At 56.0% G+C, this 20,396-nt stretch carries 25 protein-coding genes and 1 riboswitch; of the genes, 14 read left to right on the top strand and 11 right to left on the bottom strand.

The window, feature by feature from the left end; translation table 11 throughout:
- Positions 1–140 precede the first annotated feature (140 nt).
- From dacA to lipA, 4 genes are all read left to right on the top strand, one after another.
- Positions 141–1,352, top strand: coding sequence for a D-alanyl-D-alanine carboxypeptidase DacA (gene dacA / locus DXXMK7_RS05865; RefSeq protein ID WP_038918269.1), 1,212 nt, complete (start codon positions 141–143; stop codon positions 1,350–1,352).
- Between the two features lie 133 nt (positions 1,353–1,485).
- The gene (gene ybeD / locus DXXMK7_RS05860; protein WP_013316963.1) at positions 1,486–1,749 is read left to right on the top strand and encodes a DUF493 family protein YbeD; all 264 of its coding nucleotides are present in this window, start codon (positions 1,486–1,488) and stop codon (positions 1,747–1,749) included.
- Positions 1,750–1,940: 191 nt separating this feature from the next.
- Entirely contained in the window at positions 1,941–2,633 is a 693-nt protein-coding gene (lipB, locus tag DXXMK7_RS05855; RefSeq protein WP_038920848.1) for a lipoyl(octanoyl) transferase LipB, read from the top strand.
- A gap of 180 nt (positions 2,634–2,813) precedes the next feature.
- Positions 2,814–3,779 carry a lipoyl synthase gene (gene lipA, locus DXXMK7_RS05850; protein ID WP_038918268.1) on the top strand — a complete coding sequence of 322 codons (966 nt, stop codon included), beginning with the start codon at positions 2,814–2,816 and terminating at the stop codon, positions 3,777–3,779.
- A 105-nt stretch (positions 3,780–3,884) separates the two neighbouring features.
- On the opposite strand, the gene tatA is transcribed toward lipA, so the two are convergent.
- Together tatA and DXXMK7_RS05840 are read right to left on the bottom strand one after the other, a co-directional pair.
- The gene (tatA, locus tag DXXMK7_RS05845; protein ID WP_038660971.1) at positions 3,885–4,100 is read right to left on the bottom strand and encodes a Sec-independent protein translocase subunit TatA; all 216 of its coding nucleotides are present in this window, start codon (positions 4,098–4,100) and stop codon (positions 3,885–3,887) included.
- A gap of 153 nt (positions 4,101–4,253) precedes the next feature.
- The gene (locus DXXMK7_RS05840; protein WP_038918267.1) at positions 4,254–5,042 is read right to left on the bottom strand and encodes a deaminated glutathione amidase; all 789 of its coding nucleotides are present in this window, start codon (positions 5,040–5,042) and stop codon (positions 4,254–4,256) included.
- 88 nt (positions 5,043–5,130) lie between these two features.
- A riboswitch (Fluoride riboswitch) is annotated at positions 5,131–5,192 on the top strand.
- Between the two features lie 59 nt (positions 5,193–5,251).
- On the opposite strand from DXXMK7_RS05840, the gene crcB reads away from it, so the two are divergent.
- Positions 5,252–5,635: a fluoride efflux transporter CrcB gene (gene crcB / locus DXXMK7_RS05835; RefSeq protein ID WP_038918265.1), complete on the top strand. Its 384-nt coding sequence runs from the start codon at positions 5,252–5,254 to the stop codon at positions 5,633–5,635.
- A gap of 68 nt (positions 5,636–5,703) precedes the next feature.
- Here the strand turns inward: crcB and cspE are convergent, their stop codons facing one another.
- Entirely contained in the window at positions 5,704–5,913 is a 210-nt protein-coding gene (gene cspE / locus DXXMK7_RS05830; protein ID WP_009113827.1) for a transcription antiterminator/RNA stability regulator CspE, read from the bottom strand.
- A 216-nt stretch (positions 5,914–6,129) separates the two neighbouring features.
- Between cspE and DXXMK7_RS05825 the strand changes: the two genes are divergently transcribed.
- Positions 6,130–6,828, top strand: a complete 699-nt coding sequence (locus tag DXXMK7_RS05825; RefSeq protein ID WP_038918264.1) for an aspartate/glutamate racemase family protein — start codon at positions 6,130–6,132, stop codon at positions 6,826–6,828.
- A gap of 345 nt (positions 6,829–7,173) precedes the next feature.
- On the opposite strand, the gene ypfM is transcribed toward DXXMK7_RS05825, so the two are convergent.
- Complete coding sequence (gene ypfM / locus DXXMK7_RS23255; protein ID WP_139348332.1) at positions 7,174–7,233, bottom strand: protein YpfM; 60 nt, start codon at positions 7,231–7,233, stop codon at positions 7,174–7,176.
- A 230-nt stretch (positions 7,234–7,463) separates the two neighbouring features.
- Between ypfM and DXXMK7_RS05820 the strand changes: the two genes are divergently transcribed.
- The 4 genes from DXXMK7_RS05820 to DXXMK7_RS05805 are packed head-to-tail and all read left to right on the top strand — an operon-like array spanning position 7,464 to position 9,853.
- Complete coding sequence (locus DXXMK7_RS05820) at positions 7,464–7,847, top strand: ArsC family reductase (RefSeq protein ID WP_038918263.1); 384 nt, start codon at positions 7,464–7,466, stop codon at positions 7,845–7,847.
- Complete coding sequence (gene dapE, locus DXXMK7_RS05815; protein WP_038918262.1) at positions 7,828–8,955, top strand: succinyl-diaminopimelate desuccinylase; 1,128 nt, start codon at positions 7,828–7,830, stop codon at positions 8,953–8,955. Before DXXMK7_RS05820 ends, dapE begins: the two co-directional genes overlap by 20 nt.
- A complete protein-coding gene (locus DXXMK7_RS05810; protein ID WP_038918261.1) occupies positions 8,952–9,626 on the top strand; it encodes a M15 family metallopeptidase in 675 nt (224 codons plus the stop codon). Before dapE ends, DXXMK7_RS05810 begins: the two co-directional genes overlap by 4 nt.
- A gap of 38 nt (positions 9,627–9,664) precedes the next feature.
- On the top strand, positions 9,665–9,853 hold the full coding sequence (locus DXXMK7_RS05805; protein ID WP_022632647.1) for a YpfN family protein: 189 nt from the start codon (positions 9,665–9,667) through the stop codon (positions 9,851–9,853).
- Between the two features lie 142 nt (positions 9,854–9,995).
- On the opposite strand, the gene ypfH is transcribed toward DXXMK7_RS05805, so the two are convergent.
- The 6 genes from ypfH to dapA all read right to left on the bottom strand — a co-directional run bounded on the left by ypfH (position 9,996) and on the right by dapA (position 16,479).
- The gene (gene ypfH / locus DXXMK7_RS05800) at positions 9,996–10,682 is read right to left on the bottom strand and encodes an esterase (RefSeq protein WP_038918260.1); all 687 of its coding nucleotides are present in this window, start codon (positions 10,680–10,682) and stop codon (positions 9,996–9,998) included.
- A gap of 324 nt (positions 10,683–11,006) precedes the next feature.
- Positions 11,007–13,025, bottom strand: coding sequence for a tRNA(Met) cytidine acetyltransferase TmcA (locus DXXMK7_RS05795; RefSeq protein ID WP_038918259.1), 2,019 nt, complete (start codon positions 13,023–13,025; stop codon positions 11,007–11,009).
- A 19-nt stretch (positions 13,026–13,044) separates the two neighbouring features.
- Positions 13,045–13,497 (bottom strand): DUF441 domain-containing protein, encoded by a 453-nt coding sequence (locus DXXMK7_RS05790; protein WP_038918258.1) that lies wholly within the window; start codon positions 13,495–13,497, stop codon positions 13,045–13,047.
- Positions 13,498–13,701: 204 nt separating this feature from the next.
- Positions 13,702–14,415 (bottom strand): phosphoribosylaminoimidazolesuccinocarboxamide synthase, encoded by a 714-nt coding sequence (gene purC, locus DXXMK7_RS05785; RefSeq protein WP_038918257.1) that lies wholly within the window; start codon positions 14,413–14,415, stop codon positions 13,702–13,704.
- A 128-nt stretch (positions 14,416–14,543) separates the two neighbouring features.
- Positions 14,544–15,584 (bottom strand): outer membrane protein assembly factor BamC, encoded by a 1,041-nt coding sequence (bamC, locus tag DXXMK7_RS05780; protein WP_038918256.1) that lies wholly within the window; start codon positions 15,582–15,584, stop codon positions 14,544–14,546.
- Positions 15,585–15,600: 16 nt separating this feature from the next.
- Positions 15,601–16,479, bottom strand: a complete 879-nt coding sequence (gene dapA / locus DXXMK7_RS05775; RefSeq protein WP_038661016.1) for a 4-hydroxy-tetrahydrodipicolinate synthase — start codon at positions 16,477–16,479, stop codon at positions 15,601–15,603.
- A gap of 147 nt (positions 16,480–16,626) precedes the next feature.
- On the opposite strand from dapA, the gene DXXMK7_RS05770 reads away from it, so the two are divergent.
- From DXXMK7_RS05770 to arsC, 4 genes are all read left to right on the top strand, one after another.
- The gene (locus tag DXXMK7_RS05770) at positions 16,627–17,196 is read left to right on the top strand and encodes a glycine cleavage system transcriptional repressor (protein ID WP_038918254.1); all 570 of its coding nucleotides are present in this window, start codon (positions 16,627–16,629) and stop codon (positions 17,194–17,196) included.
- Between the two features lie 2 nt (positions 17,197–17,198).
- Positions 17,199–17,666 (top strand): thioredoxin-dependent thiol peroxidase, encoded by a 468-nt coding sequence (gene bcp / locus DXXMK7_RS05765; RefSeq protein ID WP_038918253.1) that lies wholly within the window; start codon positions 17,199–17,201, stop codon positions 17,664–17,666.
- 175 nt (positions 17,667–17,841) lie between these two features.
- Positions 17,842–19,305 (top strand): M48 family metallopeptidase, encoded by a 1,464-nt coding sequence (locus DXXMK7_RS05760; protein WP_038918251.1) that lies wholly within the window; start codon positions 17,842–17,844, stop codon positions 19,303–19,305.
- A gap of 14 nt (positions 19,306–19,319) precedes the next feature.
- Positions 19,320–19,676, top strand: coding sequence for an arsenate reductase (glutaredoxin) (gene arsC / locus DXXMK7_RS05755; protein WP_038918250.1), 357 nt, complete (start codon positions 19,320–19,322; stop codon positions 19,674–19,676).
- A gap of 9 nt (positions 19,677–19,685) precedes the next feature.
- On the opposite strand, the gene hda is transcribed toward arsC, so the two are convergent.
- Complete coding sequence (gene hda / locus DXXMK7_RS05750; RefSeq protein ID WP_038918249.1) at positions 19,686–20,393, bottom strand: DnaA inactivator Hda; 708 nt, start codon at positions 20,391–20,393, stop codon at positions 19,686–19,688.
- Between the last annotated feature and the right edge of the window lie 3 nt (positions 20,394–20,396).

Here is a 20,396-nt window from a genome sequence, read left to right as displayed (position 1 = left end):
TTATCTGTACGAGCGATAACGATATCGCCCCCGGCGATCGGCAAAATCGCGTAACGTATTGTCTGGTGCCGCCCCGATTTTCATCTGTTATAGTGTGGCTCGTTTTTTAACTTATACCCACGGATGTTGTTGTTCCAATCATGAAAACAGTAATCACGTCTTGTTTTACCAAACGTATTGCGCTCGGCACGTTGCTCGCCATCGGTGCATCCACTTTCGCCTACGCAGACGACATTAATCTGAAAACCATGATTCCTGCCGTCCCGGACATTGATGCCGAAGCGTACATCCTGATTGATTACAACTCGGGTAAAGTGCTGGCGGAAAAGAACGCCGACACCCGTCGCAACCCCGCCAGCCTGACCAAAATGATGACCAGCTACGTCATCGGCCAGGCGATTAAGGCCGGGAAGATCAGCCCGAACGATGTCGTGACTATTGGCAAAGACGCCTGGGCTACCGGCAACTCCGAGTTTCAGGGGTCGTCGCTGATGTTCCTCAAACCGGGCGATCGCGTGCCGGTTTATTTGCTGAACAAAGGGATTATCCTGCAGTCCGGCAACGATGCCTGCGTAGCAATGGCTGACTACGTGGCGGGCAGCCAGGATTCGTTCGTCAACCTGATGAACGGTTACGTCAAGGCGCTGGGGTTGCAGAACACCAACTTCAAAACGGTTCACGGTCTGGACGCTGAAGGCCAGTACAGCTCAGCCCGCGATATGGCGCTGATTGGTCAGGCGTTGATCCGCGACGTACCGGATGAGTACGCGACCTATAAAGAGAAAGAATTTACCTTCAACAATATCCGCCAGACGAACCGCAACGGCCTGTTGTGGGACAGCAGCCTGGCCGTTGACGGCATCAAAACCGGCCATACCTCCTCCGCCGGCTACAATCTGGTGGCCTCTGCGACCGAAGGTCAGATGCGCCTGATCTCCGCCGTACTGGGTGGACGGACCTTCAAGGGCCGTGAAACAGAAAGCAAGAAACTGCTGACCTGGGGCTTCCGCTTCTTTGAAACGGTGGCGCCGCTGAAAACCGGCAAAGAATTCGCCTCCGAACCGGTGTGGTTCGGCGACAACGACCGGGTATCGCTGGGCGTGGATAAAGATGCCTACATCACCATTCCGCGTGGCCGCATGAAAGATTTGAAAGCCAGCTATGTGTTGACCAATACGGAACTGCACGCGCCGCTGGCCAAAAACCAGGTGGTGGGTACCATCAACTTCCAGTTGGACGGCAAAGTGATCGAACAGCGCCCGCTGGTAGTGATGAACGAAGTCAAAGAAGGCGGTATTTTCGGACGTCTGTTCGACTACATCAAACTGATGTTCCACCGCTGGTTCAGTTGATCCCCCTTGAATCCTGAGCAACCGCCCTCATGTTGCTCACTTAAGGATCGAACAACAGGATTTCGGTCATACTTAACACTCCCGCTTCGGCGGGAGTGATAATTTTGTACTAATGAATGACTCTGGAGTCGCCATGAAAACCAAACTCAACGAATTGCTTGAATTTCCATGCTCATTTACCTACAAGGTCATGGGGCTGGCAAAACCGGAGCTGGTGGATCGGGTTGTGGAAGTGGTTCAGCGCCATGCTCCTGGCGACTATAACCCGCAAATCAAGCCCAGCACCAAAGGCAACTACCATTCGGTGTCGATTACTATCATCGCCACCCATATCGAGCAGGTAGAAACGCTGTACGAAGAACTGGGTAACATCGATATTGTACGTGTGGTGCTGTAACGCCCGCCGCTCTCTGACCTTGTCTCCTTAATACGGAGACAAGCGAGGAAACCGCTATTCGCTGTAGCATCACCCCGCTATAATTGCGCTCATTCTTTCTTCACCCGACGATGACACTCTTGCAACAGGATACGATCACAGTACGTGACACGATGATAGTACGTGATGCGATGATAGTACGTGACGCGATCATGGTCAGTGACACGATCATAGTGCGCCAGTTGGGCGTACAGCCTTACGAGCCGGTATCACAGGCCATGCATACCTTTACCGAACAACGGGACAGCCACAGTTTTGACGAATTGTGGCTAGTGCAGCATCCGCCGGTCTTTACCCAGGGACAGGCGGGCAAAGCCGAACATGTTCTGATGCCCGGCGACATCCCGGTGATTCAAAGCGATCGCGGCGGTCAGGTGACCTACCACGGCCCCGGTCAGCAGGTGATGTATGTGCTGATCGATATCAAACGTCGCAAAGTTGGCGTACGTCAGCTGGTAACCGCTATCGAAAATACCGTCGTCAATACGCTGGCGCATTACGCCGTTGACGCGCACGCCCGCCCCGACGCCCCCGGCGTCTACGTCGGCGAACGGAAAATCTGCTCACTGGGCCTGCGCATCCGTCACGGCTGCTCGTTTCACGGGCTGGCGCTGAACATTGCGATGGATCTGTCCCCTTTCCTGCGCATCAACCCTTGCGGCTATGCCGGTATGGCGATGACTCAACTTAGCGAACAGGTTCCCGGCGCAACGGTAGCCGAAACCGCGCCAGTAATGGTGAACGCGTTTATGGAACTGCTGGATTACCGGCAGCAGGAATGGCTGGAGTGGAACTGGTCGCAGCAAGGGGCCCCACATCCGCTGAGCGCGCCAGACGCATCCTGACGCCGTTAAATTACATTTTATTTACATAATTTCTGTATTTTGTCCCTCAATGGCTGCTCGTCGGCGGACAAAGATGATATAATTTTGTGAGCTTTTTAAAAAAAAGTTTAACAACTCACGTAATCCAATGAATTTTATATAAATTCATAACAGCGATTCAGAACTGGAAATTACGCAAACATGAGTAAACCGATTCAGATCGAACGTGGCGTCAAATACCGCGATGCAGACAAAATGGCCCTGATCCCGGTACGTACCGTCGTCACCGAGCGTCAGGAGATGCTCCGCAAGCCGGAATGGATGAAAATCAAATTACCTGCGGACTCCAGCCGAATTCAGGGCATCAAGGACGCCATGCGCCGTAATGGTCTGCACTCGGTTTGCGAAGAGGCATCCTGCCCTAACCTGGCGGAGTGCTTCAATCACGGCACCGCCACGTTCATGATCCTCGGCGCCATCTGTACCCGCCGTTGCCCGTTCTGCGATGTCGCCCACGGCCGCCCGCTGACCCCGGATGCCAACGAGCCGGAAAAACTGGCTCAGACCATTCACGATATGGGGCTGCGTTATGTGGTGATCACCTCGGTTGACCGCGATGACCTGCGTGACGGCGGCGCCCAGCATTTTGCCGACTGCATCAGCGCCATTCGTCGTAAAAACCCGAGCATCAGAATCGAAACGCTGGTGCCGGATTTCCGTGGCCGTATGGATCGGGCGCTGGATATTCTGACCGTCACGCCGCCGGACGTATTTAACCACAACCTGGAAAACGTGCCGCGTCTCTACCGCCAGGTACGTCCGGGCGCCAACTATGAATGGTCGTTGCAGCTGCTGGAAAAATTCAAAGCCGCGCATCCCAATATTCCGACCAAGTCCGGTCTGATGGTTGGTCTGGGCGAGACCAATGATGAAATTCTGGATGTAATGCGCGATCTGCGTCGCCACGGCGTGACCATGCTGACGCTGGGCCAGTACCTGCAGCCGAGCCGCCACCACCTACCGGTACAACGTTATGTGCCGCCGGAAGAGTTTGAGGAAATGAAGGCGGAAGCGCTGGCGATGGGCTTTACCCACGCCGCCTGCGGTCCGTTCGTTCGTTCGTCCTACCACGCCGACTTGCAGGCCAAAGGGATTGAGGTGAAATAACGGGCTACAGCCTGCAATATCCCCTTACAAAATGACACAAGCAACACAAAAAGCGGATGGCAAAGCCCTCCGCTTTTTTATTTTGATGCCTGTCAGCGCTGATAATTATTCTTTAGGACGATTTTCGCTGATAGCGGCTGGATGTTCATCCTGAGCGGAAGATTTTGCCGCCGGCGCCGGCTGCTCATCACTCATGGATTTCTTGAAGCCTTTGATAGCGGCACCCAGATCGCTGCCCAGACTGCGCAGTTTATTGGTGCCGAACAGCAGAACAATCAAGGCGCCAATCACTAAGAGCTTGGCAATACTGATACCTTCCATACATACCTACCTGATGATGTGAGCTGGAAAAGCCAGCGCGCTTTACATCGCTCTTTTTTAAATCGATACACCGAATAAGGCAATGGTCATCTGTAACAAAGTAAGACGTCCATCGCCAGTCGCTGTTTTTATCCGGCATGTGATGCCTTGCTGTTATCGTAGTACAGGCGGCTTAAAACGGTTGTGATGCAGCACAGGTAACTGGCGACGAACAGCTTGAATACGCTCCAGCTTCAGTTCCGCCAGCAGCAATTCAGGCTGTTCGGCAGCCTGGGCGATAACCACGCCCATCGGGTCCACCACCATGCTATTGCCGATATTCCTGTCGCTACACTCCCCTGTCGCCACCAGATAACAGGTGTTCTCCAGCGCCCGGGTCCGTGCCAGCAATTCCCAGTGCGCTTCCTTCTGCGGGCCTTTCACCCAGGCCGCCGGCACTACCAGCACATCGGCGCCGTTGACCGCCAGTTGGCGCGCCATCTCGGCGAAACGGATGTCGTAGCACACCATCAGCCCGACACGCATTCCCGCCACCTCCACCACCGGCGGCAGAGCCGTACCCGGCGTCACCCGTCGAGACTCCTGCACCGTAAAAGCGTCATACAAGTGCAGCTTGTGGTAATGAACCAACACTTCGCCTCGCCGGATAACCAACAGCGTATTGTGCACACGCCCATCCGCCGCCGGAGTATGCAGGGTAAACACCACGCTGATATCCAGCGACTGGCTGGCGGTCAGCAACTGGCTGACAAACGGGCCGGTGATCGGCTGGGCGCAACCGACGCCCCATTCCGGGTCCGTGTTGTCTCGCGCCAGCACCGCCTCCGGCAACACCAGCAGATCAGCCCCGGCGGATGCCGCCTGGGCCATTAATGTTATGCAAGTCTGGGCGTTGTCCTGCCATAGACGTTGCACGGCAAACTGGCCGAGCGCCACTCTCATATCTGGCTCCTTCATACATAACAGGCGGATACATTTGGTAAAACTACCACGGCTATAAAAAACATCGGCATGCGGGTAAACTTTATTAGCCAGTAACGGAGATGACATTCCTCCATAACCGCCCTTCCGGCTGATGATGTCTGCGAGTCCCTCAATCGGGCGTGCCCTTTCGAGATTAGCCCAACTTACCCTTGAATGAAAAGGTGACTATGTATAGTACGTTACTTGCTGTTTTTATTGGCGGCGGGATTGGCAGCGTCGCGCGCTGGCAACTCAGCGTGCGCTTTAATAACCTGTTTCCCCAGATTCCCGCCGGCACACTGCTGGCCAACCTGATCGGCGCCTTCATTATCGGCGCGGCCATGAGCTATTTCATGCGCCAGCCCGACCTTCCGCCACACTGGAAACTGTTGCTCACAACCGGTTTTTGCGGCGGGCTGACAACATTCTCGACTTTTTCCTACGAAATGATTGCCCTGCTGCAGAGCGGCGAATGGGCCGCAGCGCTGTTCAATTTGCTGCTCAATCTGCTCGGTTCACTGATCATGACGGCGCTGGCGTTTGCGCTGGTAGGCTGGCTGAGCGCCCACTGAGAGATGGGATAAAGAAGATACAAAATAAAAACCCGCCATCAGGCGGGTTTTTCAGGAAATCGGTATAATTAAATAGCGATAACGTTAGCAGCAGAAGGTCCTTTAGCGCCGCTGGTGATTTCAAACTCTACGCGCTGACCTTCAGCCAGGGTTTTGAAACCGTTGCTCTGGATAGCAGAGAAGTGAACGAATACGTCCTTGCTGCCATCTTCCGGAGTAATGAAACCGAATCCTTTGGACTCATTAAACCACTTAACGCTACCTTTAATCTTAGACATCAAACTTACCTTTACATGAATGAACGACACAAAATCTGTGTCAAATACAGTACAGCAAGTAGCGGCGCATTTGTCCAGCCGAACATCACCAAAAAGTGATAAAACATGATAAAAAAGCGAACTGACTCCATTCACTCCGCATATTTATAAGCCACAACCGCATTATTTGGTATCTTACACGCAGTTAGCCACTTTTTTTGGTCATCCCAAACAACTATGCAGAAAATGCTGGGGTTACTTGGCGGTATGAGCTGGGAGTCGACCCTGCCTTATTACCGTATCATCAATCAATATGTGAAAGAGACATTAGGTGGGCTGCATTCCGCCCGGTTGCTGCTGCATAGCGTTGATTTTTATGATATCGAAAAAATGCAGTCTTCCGGCGACTGGGAGGCCGCGGCCGATTACTTGTCACAGGCCGCCATCGGGCTGAAGCAGGCTGGCGCAGATGCCATTGTCATCTGTACCAACACCATGCATAAAGTCGCCGACCAGGTCGAACAGCGTTGTCAGTTGCCAATAATCCATATCGCTGACGCCGCCGCGGCCGAAATACAGCGGCAACAACTCGCCACCGTCGCGCTGCTGGGCACCCGCTATACCATGGAACAGAGCTTCTATCGCGGCCGCCTGACTGAGCGTTTCGGTATCCGGGTGCTGATACCCGACCCGCTACAACGTGATGAAATCAATCGCATCATTTTCGATGAACTCTGCCTTGGGCAGATTCGCGATGAATCTCGTCAGGTTCTCTGCCGCATCATTGCCGATCTGCAGCAAAACGGCGCGCAGGGCGTGATATTAGGGTGTACCGAATTACCGCTATTGATCCGCCCGGATGATGTGATGATTCCGCAGTTGGATACCACGCAACTGCACGCGCTGGCAGCGGCACGCTTTGCTTTGGGTCAATGAGTCACGTTCGCACAGACAGGCAAAGGCAAATAATAGCCTCTTTTATTTACTCAGGCTTCCTCATTTAGCCAGCGTCATCCCCGGCAGCAGATCGAAAAACATGAGCGAAAAATTGAGAGATTCGTCACAAAAATGAGAAGAAAAAAACGGGGTAAAACGCGGGAGTTTATGAATAACACACTCACCTTAAGCGAAAATTAATTTTTAAAAATCAGCCTATTAAAACCAGTTTTTATCACATAAAAAAAGCAGCAACCCGTGGATTGCTGCTTTGGTGATACTCAATTAGGGACCTGGTGACTAATGACAGTAAATGAAATTGTACTAGTCTAAATACATCAGCAATTACTTACGCAGCATTGCGTCGATGAAGCTTTTCCAGTTGTTGAGTTCGACTTCGATCATGATGGTAGCTCCTTAGAGATTTGTTGTCTTACGGGGTTATTATACGCTTCTTTTTTGACCAAGATAAAGACTTTGGGGCGCAAAAATGTGCTCTCTTTCGCATTTCCGCAACATAGCCAACCAACTCAACCCCATGATTTCTTAAGATAATTTTAATACTCTGCCGTATCCGGCGTTTATGTTGTATGCTTTTTTCCCTTATGACATGAAAAATAACGGATTTTAAACATATGGCCATCATCCTGTACGGCATTAAGAATTGCGACACCATAAAAAAGGCCCGTCGCTGGCTAGAAGACCATCAGATTGACTACCGTTTTCATGACTATCGGGTCGACGGGCTGGAAGAGGAACGCCTGCAATCCTTTATCGATCGCACAGGCTGGCAACCGCTGCTGAATACCCGGGGCACCACCTGGCGTAAACTGGAAGAAGCGTACCGTAACACCATCGACAATGAAGCGGCGGCAAAAGCTGTTATGCTGGAGCAACCTGCGTTGATCAAACGCCCGCTGCTGGAGACTGATGACGGAAAAACCCTGCTTGGTTTCAGCGACGACAGCTATCAGCACTTTTTTACGGAGAACAGCTCACATGTCTTGCCCGGTAATTGAACTGGCCCAGCAGCTCATCAAACGCCCGTCTCTCAGTCCGGATGACGCCGGCTGCCAGGCGCTCATGATTGAACGCCTGCAGGCCATCGGCTTCATCGTCGAAAAGCTGGATTTCGGCGATACCCAAAATTTCTGGGCCTGGCGCGGTCAGGGAAAAACGCTGGCGTTCGCCGGTCATACCGACGTAGTGCCTGTCGGTGATAACAACCAGTGGCAGACGCCGCCGTTTGAACCCGCTATTCGTGACGGCATGTTGTACGGTCGCGGCGCGGCGGACATGAAAGGCTCGCTGGCGGCAATGGTAGTGGCGGCGGAGCGTTTTGTCGCTGCGCACCCCAATCATCAGGGTCGACTGGCGTTTCTTATTACTTCCGACGAGGAAGCCAGCGCCGTCAACGGCACCGTCAAGGTCGTGGAAACGCTGATGGCGCGTCAGGAGCGGCTGGACTACTGCCTGGTCGGCGAACCGTCCAGTACCGATCGGGTCGGCGATGTGGTGAAAAACGGCCGGCGCGGCTCTATCACCGCCAATCTGCGGATTCACGGCGTTCAGGGTCATGTCGCTTATCCGCATCTGGCGGACAACCCGGTGCATCGGGCCATGCCGGCGCTGAATGAACTGGTGGCGACCGTCTGGGACCAGGGCAACGAATTCTTCCCGCCTACCAGCATGCAGATAGCCAACATTAACGCCGGCACCGGCAGCAATAACGTCATTCCCGGCGAGCTATACGTGCAATTCAATTTCCGCTTTAGCACTGAGCTTACCGATGAGCTAATTAAACAGCAGGTCAAAGCTCTGCTTGATCGTCACCAGCTTAACTACACGCTGGAATGGCAACTGTCGGGTCATCCGTTCCTGACCGGCCGCGGCGAACTGGTGGATGCGGTGGTCAACGCCGTTGAACATTACAGTGAAATCACCCCACAGCTCCTGACTACCGGCGGCACCTCGGATGGTCGCTTTATTGCCCGCATGGGCGCACAGGTGGTGGAGCTGGGGCCGGTCAACGCCACGATTCATAAAGTGAACGAGTGCGTCAGCGCCGCCGACCTGCAACTGCTGAGCCGCATGTATCAACGCGTTATGGAGCAATTGATCGCATGATGTCTTCCGCCTGTCTGACCGGCAAAAGCGCCCATCATCTGGTGACGTTAAGCGGGTCGCATCGCCTGCAACCTGAAGCGGTCGCGGCGTTTACGGCCATGCAGCAGGCGGCGCGGCAAGATGGATTCAACCTGCAACCCGCCAGTACGTTTCGGGATTTCGAGCGTCAGCGGCAAATCTGGAACGGCAAGTTTACCGGTCAGCGCCCGTTGCTGGATCAACACAGCCAGCCGCTAGACGCCCTCGCGCTGGACGAAGGCGCGCGTTGCGAGGCGATCCTGCGCTGGTCGGCGCTGCCGGGCGGCAGCCGTCACCACTGGGGCAGCGACCTGGATATTTATGACCCCGACCGCTTGCCCGCTGGCCAAAAACTGCAGCTGGAACCATGGGAATATCAGCCGGGCGGTTATTTTGCCGAACTCAGCGACTGGCTGACGCAACACATGGCCGCATTCGGCTTTTACCGGCCGTTCGCGCAGGACAGCGGCGGCATCGCCATTGAGCCCTGGCATCTCAGCTATGCGCCGCTGGCCCGCCTCGCCATGGCTCAGTTAACGCCAGAACACATTCTGCAAGCCTGGCAAGGCGAAGACATTGCCGGCCGGAGCTGGCTGGAGCCGAATCTGCCGATGTTGTTCCAGCGCTTTATACTGTCTGTTGAGGCACAATAACCCCGTTAACACGGGATATCTGTATATGAGGAACAACCATGGGATGGCTGGCTGATTACTGGTGGGTAATACTGCTGGTGTTGCTGGGAATGCTGGTCAACGGCATCAAGGAGCTGAGCCGCCTTGATCATAAACGTTTTCTACATGATAAACCGCCGTTGCCGCCGCACCGCGACAATAATGCGCAGTGGGACGACGAAGACGACTGGCCGCAGAAAAAGCCCTGACCCTGCACGCTGAAAACCACAAGGCCGGGCCACCCGATGGCGACCCGGCCTTCTTATTTTATAGCGACCTTCTGACTTATTACGATAAGCGCACTGTCAGTTGGTTAACAAAATATCCGTCGGTTAACGACATGCCCGCCGGTTAGCGAAATGCCACCAGTTCGCCGCGCGCGCCCATCACCGCCTCATCCCAGAAGCGTTTCGGGATGTAATGGTGCAGCCGGTCCAGCGCGTTATCCATCATGCGGCCGTCAATGGCATGCCCCAGCTGCGGCACCAGATCCAACGTGAAATCCGCCCCCTGGGCACGCAGACTCTGTGCGGCCTGGCGAGCGTGATCCGCCGTAATCACCGGGTCTTCCTCGCCATGAATCAGGTGAACCACGACATCATACAGCGGCTGCTCCGGCAACGCGGCAAAGCGGCCGCTAAACGCCACAGCCCGCCCGGCCAGATTTTTCTCCGCTTTCAATGCCTCAAGGATCATGATTGACCCTTGAGAAAAACCGATCAACGCAGTGTGGGAATAATCGATTCCCGTAGTTTCCTGCCAGTAGCGAACGGTTTCGATAAACCGCGGCATGATGGCGTTGACGCGACGAGCGCGATTATCCTCGGTAACGCCCTGTACCGAAAACCACTGACGCCCTTCGCCCAGACCAATCGCTTCCGGACCGCCAACGCTGATAACCTGCGCCATAGGGAACGCCTCGGCAAAATAACGGCCGATCTGACCCATGGAAACCGGATTGTCGCCCACGCCATGAAATAGCAAAAACAACTGCTTAGGTGAAGGTGGATTTTGCACTACAAAATAGTCATGCTTCATATCGCCTCTCCTGCGGTTACCTTCAGGGGAAACCGTCTGTTCAAAAAATTTCAGTTGTCACTATACGCCCCTCGATAGCGGGTCAATATTGAGGTTTATTGAACAAGTCATTCCATTATCCTGTATCAGGATCAGTGTATATGAACGCAGGAAACCGGCAGGCCGAATCACAGTTCAAGTTACAAAATTGTGATCGCTACCACTTGAAATGAATTTGGAAAAGGAAACCACTTCTTTCGCTATGACACCATTCTCGTTATAAAGCTATTCTCTCTATAAAACCATTCTCGCCACAAAACAGTTGTCGCGATAAAACAGTTTTCTTTATAAAACAATATTATGCCAACGTTGCCACTCAGCTTCGTCCAGTTGGCGCAGCGCCTGAGTCGCCTCCGCCCGCCAGCGCTGAACCAGCGCCTTTCTCCCCGCCAGTTGAAGCAGATGAACGCACTCCGCCACGCTTCGCCCTTGCTCAAGCCATAGCCTCAAGGCGATTAATGCCATCGGCGATCGCATCATCAGGCGTGACAGCGCCCCCTGACAGGCCTCTGGCGGACGGTGGGCCATAGTAAATCCCACCAGATTGCGCCAGTCATCCGCCGTGATCGTCTGATCCTCCACCAGCGGCAAATTCAGCGCCAATGGGATATCACGCCGCAGCCAGAACCAGTCCCGGATCAGTTCACGGTATGCTGACGCCGCCAACGCGCTGCCCGCTTCGCTGAGCGGAAGCAACGCCATTGCGCTGTAACACCCGCTGCTGGCGTCAATATGGCTGCCGATACGCGCCAGTTGAAACCCGCAACGCTGCCAGAACCGCCACAATGCCGGCTGAAAACCGAAGCTGACCGACAGAAAATCCAGCTGTTCCTGCTGCGCCCGTTGCTGCTGCTCCCGGACCAGCGCCTGCCCGATCCCTTGACCACGCTGCGCCGCCAGCACCGCAATCCGGCTGATGCGGCGTGACCGTAATACCGGCGCCCACCACTGATTGCCGTGCGCCGCCAGCGACTGCGCCACCAGATTTCCTCTCGGCCGACGTCGCCCGGCCCAGACGTCCTGCGCCAGCGCCTCCGGCAACCCGCCCTCATCCACCAGCCAGATAACGCCGCCAACCTGCTCGTCGACACAGGCGCTGGCGATATGCATGTCGGGTGCATCCAGCAGGCGGCGTAAATCCAGCGGCGAAGTACGGTAGTGGGCGCTGCAGAGCAATCCATAGCACCCGGCAAGGCGTTCAGGTCGACTCAGCCAGTCGTCGCGCCGCTCCAGCCGAATCGCCGGTGCCCCCGACAACCGTTCCGGCACCTGTTTTTCGGCGTCAAACAGCATCACCCGATCGACGATATTCTCCAGCGGATCCTGCTCTGCCCAGCGTAGCGGCGCCGTCAGTTCAATCGCCTGCCAGTCCGGCAGTGACGCGCAGAATTTCAGCAGAAAACCGCGCCCCGTCCCTTCATACCCTTGTACCGTGGTCGTCATCACCACCCGACGGAAAAACGGCAACAACGCCTGCAATAACGGGGCAGGAATCGCCGCCGCCTCATCGATCAACAACCACTCCACCGGCGGTGCGCCATGTTGCTGACAGAACGCCAATAGCGCATCCGGCGCCCAGAACGTTGCCGCATCGCCAGCCTGACGCAGCAGGATTTCGCCGGCGGCGCGCGACGGCGCGCTCACCCAGCAGGCGCCCTGACACTGACGCGCCAGCATGCCGGCCAACGTCGACTTGCCACGTCCGCGCGGCGCGGTGATCACGGACACCGAGCAAGAGGTGCGCAGCAATTGCTGCAATACAGCCTGCTGACAGGAGGTCGCTTCGCCGGTGGCCGGCTGCCAGTCTGAACGGCGATGGGGAAGCGCTATCACCGGCTCGGCGTCCTGCTGGCGCCACAGCACAACCTCGTCATCGCGCAACAGCTGGTGCTGCGCATGTCGGATAAATCGGGGGGTGGCTATCGGCTCCGGTTGCTCGCTCCAGCGCAGGCTGTCCGCATCCGGGCAATCGGGCCAGCGCTCCCACTCCGGAACCAGCAGGAGCAGCCAGCTGCCGGCCCGGAGCGCGCCGGCCAGCATCGCCAGCGCTTCCGCATCCAGACCGTCGCGGGCATCGAACACCGCATGCAGAAACTCCCGGCCCAGTACGCCACGCACGTTCCGCGGCGCTATCGCCGTCGTCCCCTCCGGCGCCGACGCGCTGACCCACAGCCAGTCGCCGGGCAACAAGGCGCTCAGGCGCTGTGCCTGAGCGCAGCACCAGTCGGACCGGCCGCTCAGTACCAACAGACGGCGAATGCCGTAACGCTGCTGATATTGCTGGCTGACAACAAAAGACTCCACGACACGCCCCGAAGAAAACTTAGCCTTTGCCGATCAGCAACGACAGCAACCCTGCCGCAATCAGCGGCCCCACCGGCACGCCGCGGAACAACGCCACGCCCATCACGGTACCGACCAGCAGGCCGGCCACCACCGACGGCTGATTGCTCATCAGCGTCACCCCGCGCCCGCCCAGCCAGGATACGGCTACGCCGATCGCCACGGCCAGCAGCGATTTCCAGTGCAAAAAAGAGTAGAACACATCGCCAGCAGAAATCTTGCCGCTGGCAATCGGCGCCATCACCCCGATGGTCAGCACCAGCACCCCAAACGACAGACCATATTTTTCCACCCACGGAAAATAGTGATTCAGCGGCGTAATACGCACCACCACCAAAAACAGAATAGCCAGCGTAACGGTCATGTTCTGGCTGATAATGCCGAGAGCGGCCAGCGCCAGTAAAATAAGCAGAGTCGGGTCAAAAAAGGCCATGAAACATCCTTGCCGGAATCAGTCAATGCGTAGGCGGGAGATAATAACACTCATTGGACAGGGACAGCATAGCGACTGCAACGCTGCCAGGGATAAACCGGCGGCGGATTCGGGGGAAATGTATAGTCTGCCATCATCAGACGACAGACTCGTTCTGGCAGCCGGAAACGAAGGCCGCCTGCCAGAACGTAAACGATTGCGCTGTTAGTCTAATTTAACGCCCAGACGGTGTGCGACTTCCTCGTAGGCTTCAATCAGGCCGCCCAGGCTCTGACGAAAACGGTCTTTATCCATCTTGTTCAGGGTTTCTTTGTCCCACAGACGGCTGCCATCCGGCGAGAACTCATCACCCAGCACCACTTCGCCCTTGAACAGACCGAACTCCAGCTTGAAGTCCACCAGAATCAGACCAGCGTCGCCAAACATCTTGCTCAGTACCTCGTTGGCTTTGTAGCTGAGTTCTTTCATCCGCGCCAGATTCTCTTCGCTTACCCAGCCGAAGGTCTTGCAGTAGGACTCATTCACCATCGGGTCGTGCATGGCGTCGTTTTTCAGGAATAAATCGAACAACGGCGGATTGAGGATTTCACCTTCCGTGATGCCCAGACGTTTCACCAGCGAACCTGCCGCACGGTTACGCACCACGCACTCGACCGGCACCATCTCCAGCTTCTTCACCAGTACTTCGGTGTCAGACAGCAGGCTCACCATCTGGGTCGGGATCCCGGCCTCTTCCAGCTTGGTCATGATGAAGTGGTTGAACTTGTTGTTCACCATCCCTTTACGATCAAACTGCTCAATGCGAGCGCCATCCCCTGCTGACGTATCATTGCGGAACTCCAGCACCAGCAGATCCGGATCTTCCGTGGTGTAGACCGTTTTCGCTTTTCCGCGATACAACTCAGCTAGCTTTTGCATCTTTCATTACTCCACACAAGTAAGGGCCACCCGCACCGGGCCCGTTAATTGAACGTGTTGATAAATCCATCACGTTGATGACAAATGAAGAAGGGCCGGAGAACCCGACCCTTATACGTTATTGCGTTTTACGACTTGCTGAACGCGGCCTGGAACACGGCGACCAGCGCATCATTTTGCGACTGGCTTAGCGTATGCCCTTTCGAATCGATGAATTGCAGCGTGCTGCGGTTACCCAAATCGCCGACCTGCAGTTTGTAATCTCCGTTCGGCAATTCCGGGTCGTGCGCGCCCAGTTCATTCCAGGTGCCGCTGCCCGGCGCCTTATAGCTGACAGACACCGAACCTTGCGGACGGCTGCGATCGTTGACGGTCATACCGACCTTCTCCAGCGCCTTCGGCAGACGGTCCCATACCTGATTGTAGGAACCGCGCACCACCAGCAACGGCAGGCCGGAATCATCGGCGCCGCTCTGGACATTCAACTGCTGGCTGTTACGACTGGCCTGCGCGCTGTCGTTATCGTTCAGACGTTTGTCCAGTTCGTCGGACAGCGTATTGAGCATCAGCGCGGTATAACGCTGAATTTCGCTGCGATCCGTCACCGGGCTGGTATTCTGCTGCAGATCCAGCAGTTTCACGGTCAGCGCCAGCTGATACCCCTGCGTCTGCAGGCTTATCTGATAACGCGCCTGATGCGCTACATCCTCGTCTTCACGCTTCCAGTTGACCCAATCGGTCGTCAGCGTCCGGCTGGCGTCCTGACGGCTGGCGATCGTATAGCCTTTTGACTGGAGAACCTGCGTCAGCACCGTCCACAGGCTGCTGTTGCGCGCATTGTTTTCCAGCAATAACGTGGCGCTATTGCCGGAAACCTGACCGCGGGAACCATTCAACAAAGCCAATGGCTGCATCGGCGGACGAATATCCAGCGCCTTGCCTACCAGCCCATTCTGGTTGACCGGAGGAACCTCGTAATCCCCATTCTGCACCGGCAGAATCAGACCGGACGGCACATTCAGCGCCCGGTGCTCGGGGGTTTTCAGATAGGATTCATCGCCGTTGACCTGACGCTTGTAGCGTTGATCGCTGGTACAGGCGGCCAGCAACATGATCAGCGAAACACCGACAACTTTTGCCACCATCGACTTTTGCAATGAAGAACTCATCAAATCTCCCTAACGGTTACAGCAGACCCGCCTGCTTCATGGCCTGCTCCATCACGTCGCGACCGGCATCGGTCAGCGGCGTCATCGGCAGACGAAGCGTGTCGGTCGCCATCAATCCCAATGCCTTACAGGCCCATTTCACCGGAATCGGATTGGGTTCAACAAACAGTTTCTGATGCAGCGGCATCAGACGCTGATTCAGACGGCGGGCTTCAACGAAATTCCCTTGCGCCGCCAGCTCGCACAACGCCGCCATTTCGCGGGCTGCGATGTTGGCTGTCACGGAAATCACACCGTCGCCACCCAGTTGCATGAAGTCCAGCGAGCTGGCGTCATCGCCGCTCAGCAGAATGAAATCTTCATGAACCAGCTCTTGGATCTGACTGACCCGGCTTAAGTTCCCGGTCGCTTCCTTGATCGCGACAATATTTTTGACTTCCGACAGACGGGCGACGGTTTCCGGCAACATGTCACAACCGGTACGGGACGGCACGTTGTAGAGGATCTGCGGCAGGTCGGTGTGCTCGGCAATCGCCTTAAAGTGCAGGAACAAGCCGTTCTGAGTCGGCTTGTTGTAATACGGCGTCACGGTCAGGCACCCGGCCACGCCCGTGTCGTTGAAACGCTGGGTGAGGGAAATCGCCTCAGCGGTCGAATTGGCGCCGGTGCCGGCAATAACCGGGATACGGCCATCGCTCAGTTCCAGCGTCAGCATCACCACGTCGCCATGCTCATCGTGACTCAAGGTGGCGGACTCGCCGGTGGTTCCCACCGACACAATCGCGGAAGTTCCGCTAGCGACATGATAATCAATCAGTTTTTTCAGGCTTGCACGATCAACGGCACCTTTGTCGTCCATCGGCGTAACCAGAGCAACAATACTACCCGTAAACATTGGCCATCCCCTCCACAAACAAGTGCTTCATGGTACTTTTGACTTCTATGCAAAAGCAAGCTTGCAACCGCGGTTGTCAGCGCTTGGCAGGTGGTTTTTTTTATGTTTACCATGTTACTCCCAACATTTTGTACAGGAAGCACTATTTTGCCGCGCCCACAAGAACACTATCTGGTCATTACCGCGTTGGGGACCGACCGTCCCGGTATCGTCAATACGATTACCCGCCACGTCAGCAGTTGTGGCTGCAACATCGAAGATAGCCGACTTGCGATGCTGGGCACGGAGTTCACCTTTATCATGCTGCTGTCCGGCAGTTGGAACGCGATTACGCTTATCGAATCCACCCTGCCGCTCAAGGGCGCCGAGCTGGATTTGCTGATCGTGATGAAACGCACCGAATCGCAGTCCCGCCCGCCGATGCCGGCCACCGTGTGGGTCAAGGTGGATGTCGCTGACTCACCACACATCATTGAACGCTTTACCGATCTGTTCGATTCCCATCAAATGAACATTGCCGAGCTGGTGTCCAAAACCCGCCCCGCCGACGGCGATACGCCGCCGCAACTGTACATCCAGATTACGGCGCACAGCCCGGCCATGCAGGCAGGTTCAATTATTGAGCCGGCCTTTCATCAGCTATGTACAGAACTGCACGCGCAAGGCAGTATTAGCGTTGTGAACTATCCACAGCACGAAGAGAAAGATGGAGAGTAGTGATGACCACACTGAAAGCCGGTGATATCGCACCGAAATTTAGCTTGCCCGACCAGGATGGCGAACAAGTTAATTTGGCCGACTTCCAGGGACAGCGGGTGTTGGTGTATTTCTATCCCAAGGCCATGACACCAGGTTGCACCGTGCAAGCCTGTGGGCTTCGCGATAACATGGACGAACTGAAAACGCTCGGCGTTGAGGTTCTTGGCATCAGCACCGATAAACCGGAAAAATTGTCCCGCTTTACTGAAAAAGAGCTGCTGAATTTTACCCTGCTGGCCGATGAGGATCACCAGGTGGCGGCACAGTTCGGCGTCTGGGGTGAAAAAACCTTCATGGGGAAAACCTACGACGGTATTCACCGGGTCAGTTTCCTGATCAACGCCGAAGGCAACATCGAAAAAGTGTTCGATGATTTCAAAACCAGTAACCACCACGACATCGTGCTGAATTACCTGAAAGGCGCCTGAGTCCTTTCCTTCCCGATTATTGCCGGCGCAGCGTCTGATGCGCCGGCAAACTGGTTTTCGCGCCGCATTTTCCGTTTTTTACGTCGTCTTTTTCCCCCACCCGTGTTTCATTGTGTGCCGCCGCTGGCTAAGATGATGGCAATTCTTTCAGGCTGTTCAGAAGGTTGTATCCGTTATGTCCTATCGGCTCAAACAGACGGTCATCGCCATGCTGGCAGGTGTGTTGCTGAGCGCAAGCCCGCAGGGTTTCCCGGCCGGCACACAGGAAAATCTGCCGGATATCGGCACCACCGCCGGCGGAACGCTCAGCATCAATCAGGAACTGGTGATGGGGGATTTCTATCTGCGCCAGTTGCGTGCCGGCGCGCCGCTGATTAACGACCCACTGCTGCTGCAGTACATCAACCAACTGGGCGGGCGACTGGTCAAGTCGGCCGATTCCGTGCGTACTCCGTTCCATTTCTTTTTGGTCAATAACGACGAAATCAACGCCTTTGCCTTTTTTGGCGGCAATGTGGTGCTGCACTCCGGGCTGTTCCGCTACGTAGAGAATGAAAGCGAGTTGGCCTCGGTGCTGGCGCACGAAATCTCCCACGTGACCCAGCGCCATCTGGCGCGCGCTATGGAAGCCCAGAAAGCCAACGCGCCGCTGGCCTGGGCCGGCGCTTTCGGCTCGCTGTTGCTGGCGATGGCGAATCCGCAGGCCGGATTCGCCGCGCTGAGCGGCACGCTGGCCGGCGCGCAGCAAAGCGTCATCAGCTTTACCCAGTCCAACGAACAGGAAGCGGACCGCATCGGGATTCAGGTGCTGCAACGCGCCGGATTCGACCCGCAGGCGATGCCCAATTTCCTGCAACGGCTGGCGGAGAGCTCCCGCTACGCCACCAAGCCGCCGGAAATGCTGCTGACGCACCCGCTGCCGGAAAGCCGGCTGTCGGACGCCCGTAACCGCGCCAACCAGATGAAATCAATCCCGGTGCATTCCTCGCAGGATTTTCTGTTCGCCAAGGCTCGCGTGCTGGGCATGTACGGCTCGCAGGACAACCCGTATGGCGCCGCGTTGCTGGACAACTGGGCCAAAGGCAACGCGCGCGAGCAACAGGCCGCCCAATATGGCCGCGCGATCCGCGCCTATCAGGCCAAGAAATACGATGACGCGCGCGCCACGCTGCAACCGCTGCTGGACAAGTCGCCGTCAAACCCCTGGTTTCTTGATCTGATGACCGATATTGATATCGGCCAACAGCGTGCCGATCAGGCGGTCGCCCGCCTGCAGAAAGTGCCGGACGCGCAAGACAACCCGGTGCTGCAGCTCAACCTGGCCAACGCGATGGTGGAAAGCCGCAAATCTGCCGACGCCATCCGCATTCTGCGCAAATACACATACGCCCACCCGGACGATCCGAACGGCTGGGACTTACTGGCGCAGGCTTCCGCCGCGCAAAACATGCGCAGCGAAGAACTGGCGTCCCGGGCGGAGAGTCTGTCGCTAAACGGCAAGCTGGATCAGGCTATCCGCCTGTTAAGCAACGCCAGCTCACAAAGCAAACTCGGCAGCATGGATCAGGCGCGTTACGACGCCCGCATCGATCAACTGCGGGCGTTGCAGCAACGTTTCCGCCCTTATGAGAAATCCTGAAAAAGGTGAGTTGAATGACTAAACCGGTGACCATTTATCATAATCCCCGCTGCTCCAAGAGCCGCGAAACCCTGGCGTTGCTGCAGCAACAAGGCATCGAACCGGAAGTGGTGCTGTATCTGGACACGCCGCCGGATGCCGCCGCACTCGGTAAGCTGCTCAAACAACTGGGATTCGCCAGCGCACGCGCACTGATGCGCCGTAAAGAAGATCTGTACCGTGAGTTAAATCTGGCCGACGACAGCCTGACGGAAGCGCAACTGATTCAGGCGCTGGCGGACCACCCCAAACTGATTGAACGTCCAATCGTGGTCGCCAACGGCAAGGCTAAGCTCGGCCGACCGCCGGAGCAGGTGCTGGATATTCTGTGACGGAAAGCGTCACAGTCCGAGAATCTCTTTGACGAAAGGAATCGTCAGCTTACGCTGGGCGGTAATGGAAGCATGATCCAGCTGATCCAGCGTCATGAACAGCGTGCGCATCTCCCGATCCAGTCGTTTAAGCAGAAAACGGCTGACGTCTTCCGGCAGTTCAAAACCGCGCAGCCGGGCGCGCAACTGCAGCGCCTCGCCCTTCTCTTCATCCGACAGCGGCTGCAAGCGGTAGATCTGCCCCCAGTCGAGACGGGACGCCAGATCCGCCAGTTGCAGATTGATCTGGCGCGGCGGACGATCGCCGGTAATCAACAGCCGGGTGCGCCCGCCTTCCTGAATGCGGTTATACAGATTGAACATCGCCATTTCCCACGCCTCGTCGCCGGCAATCGACTCGATATTGTCGATGCAGACCAGCGCCAGTTGCTCCATTCCTTCCAGCACGTCCGGAACAAAATAGGCGCGTTTATCCAGCGGCACATAGCCGACCGCACGACCGAGACGGGATAACTCCGCGCAGGCGGCATGCAACAGGTGGCTACGCCCGCCGCCTTCGCGCGACCAGAAATAGATATAGCTGCCATGTTCCTGATCCAGCGTCGTGTGGATAGCGGCCAGCAGAGACGTGTTTTCTCCCGGATAGAAACTGGCAAAAGTTTCGTCATCGGGTAAATAGAGTGGCAATGATAACTGTGCCGGAGTGTTCAGAAGCACCTC

Source organism: Dickeya sp. MK7 (assembly GCF_000406305.1).
Taxonomy (GTDB): domain Bacteria; phylum Pseudomonadota; class Gammaproteobacteria; order Enterobacterales; family Enterobacteriaceae; genus Dickeya; species Dickeya fangzhongdai.
The sequence above is the reverse complement of the archived record's forward strand: the minus strand, read 5'-3'. Positions and strand labels throughout refer to the sequence as shown.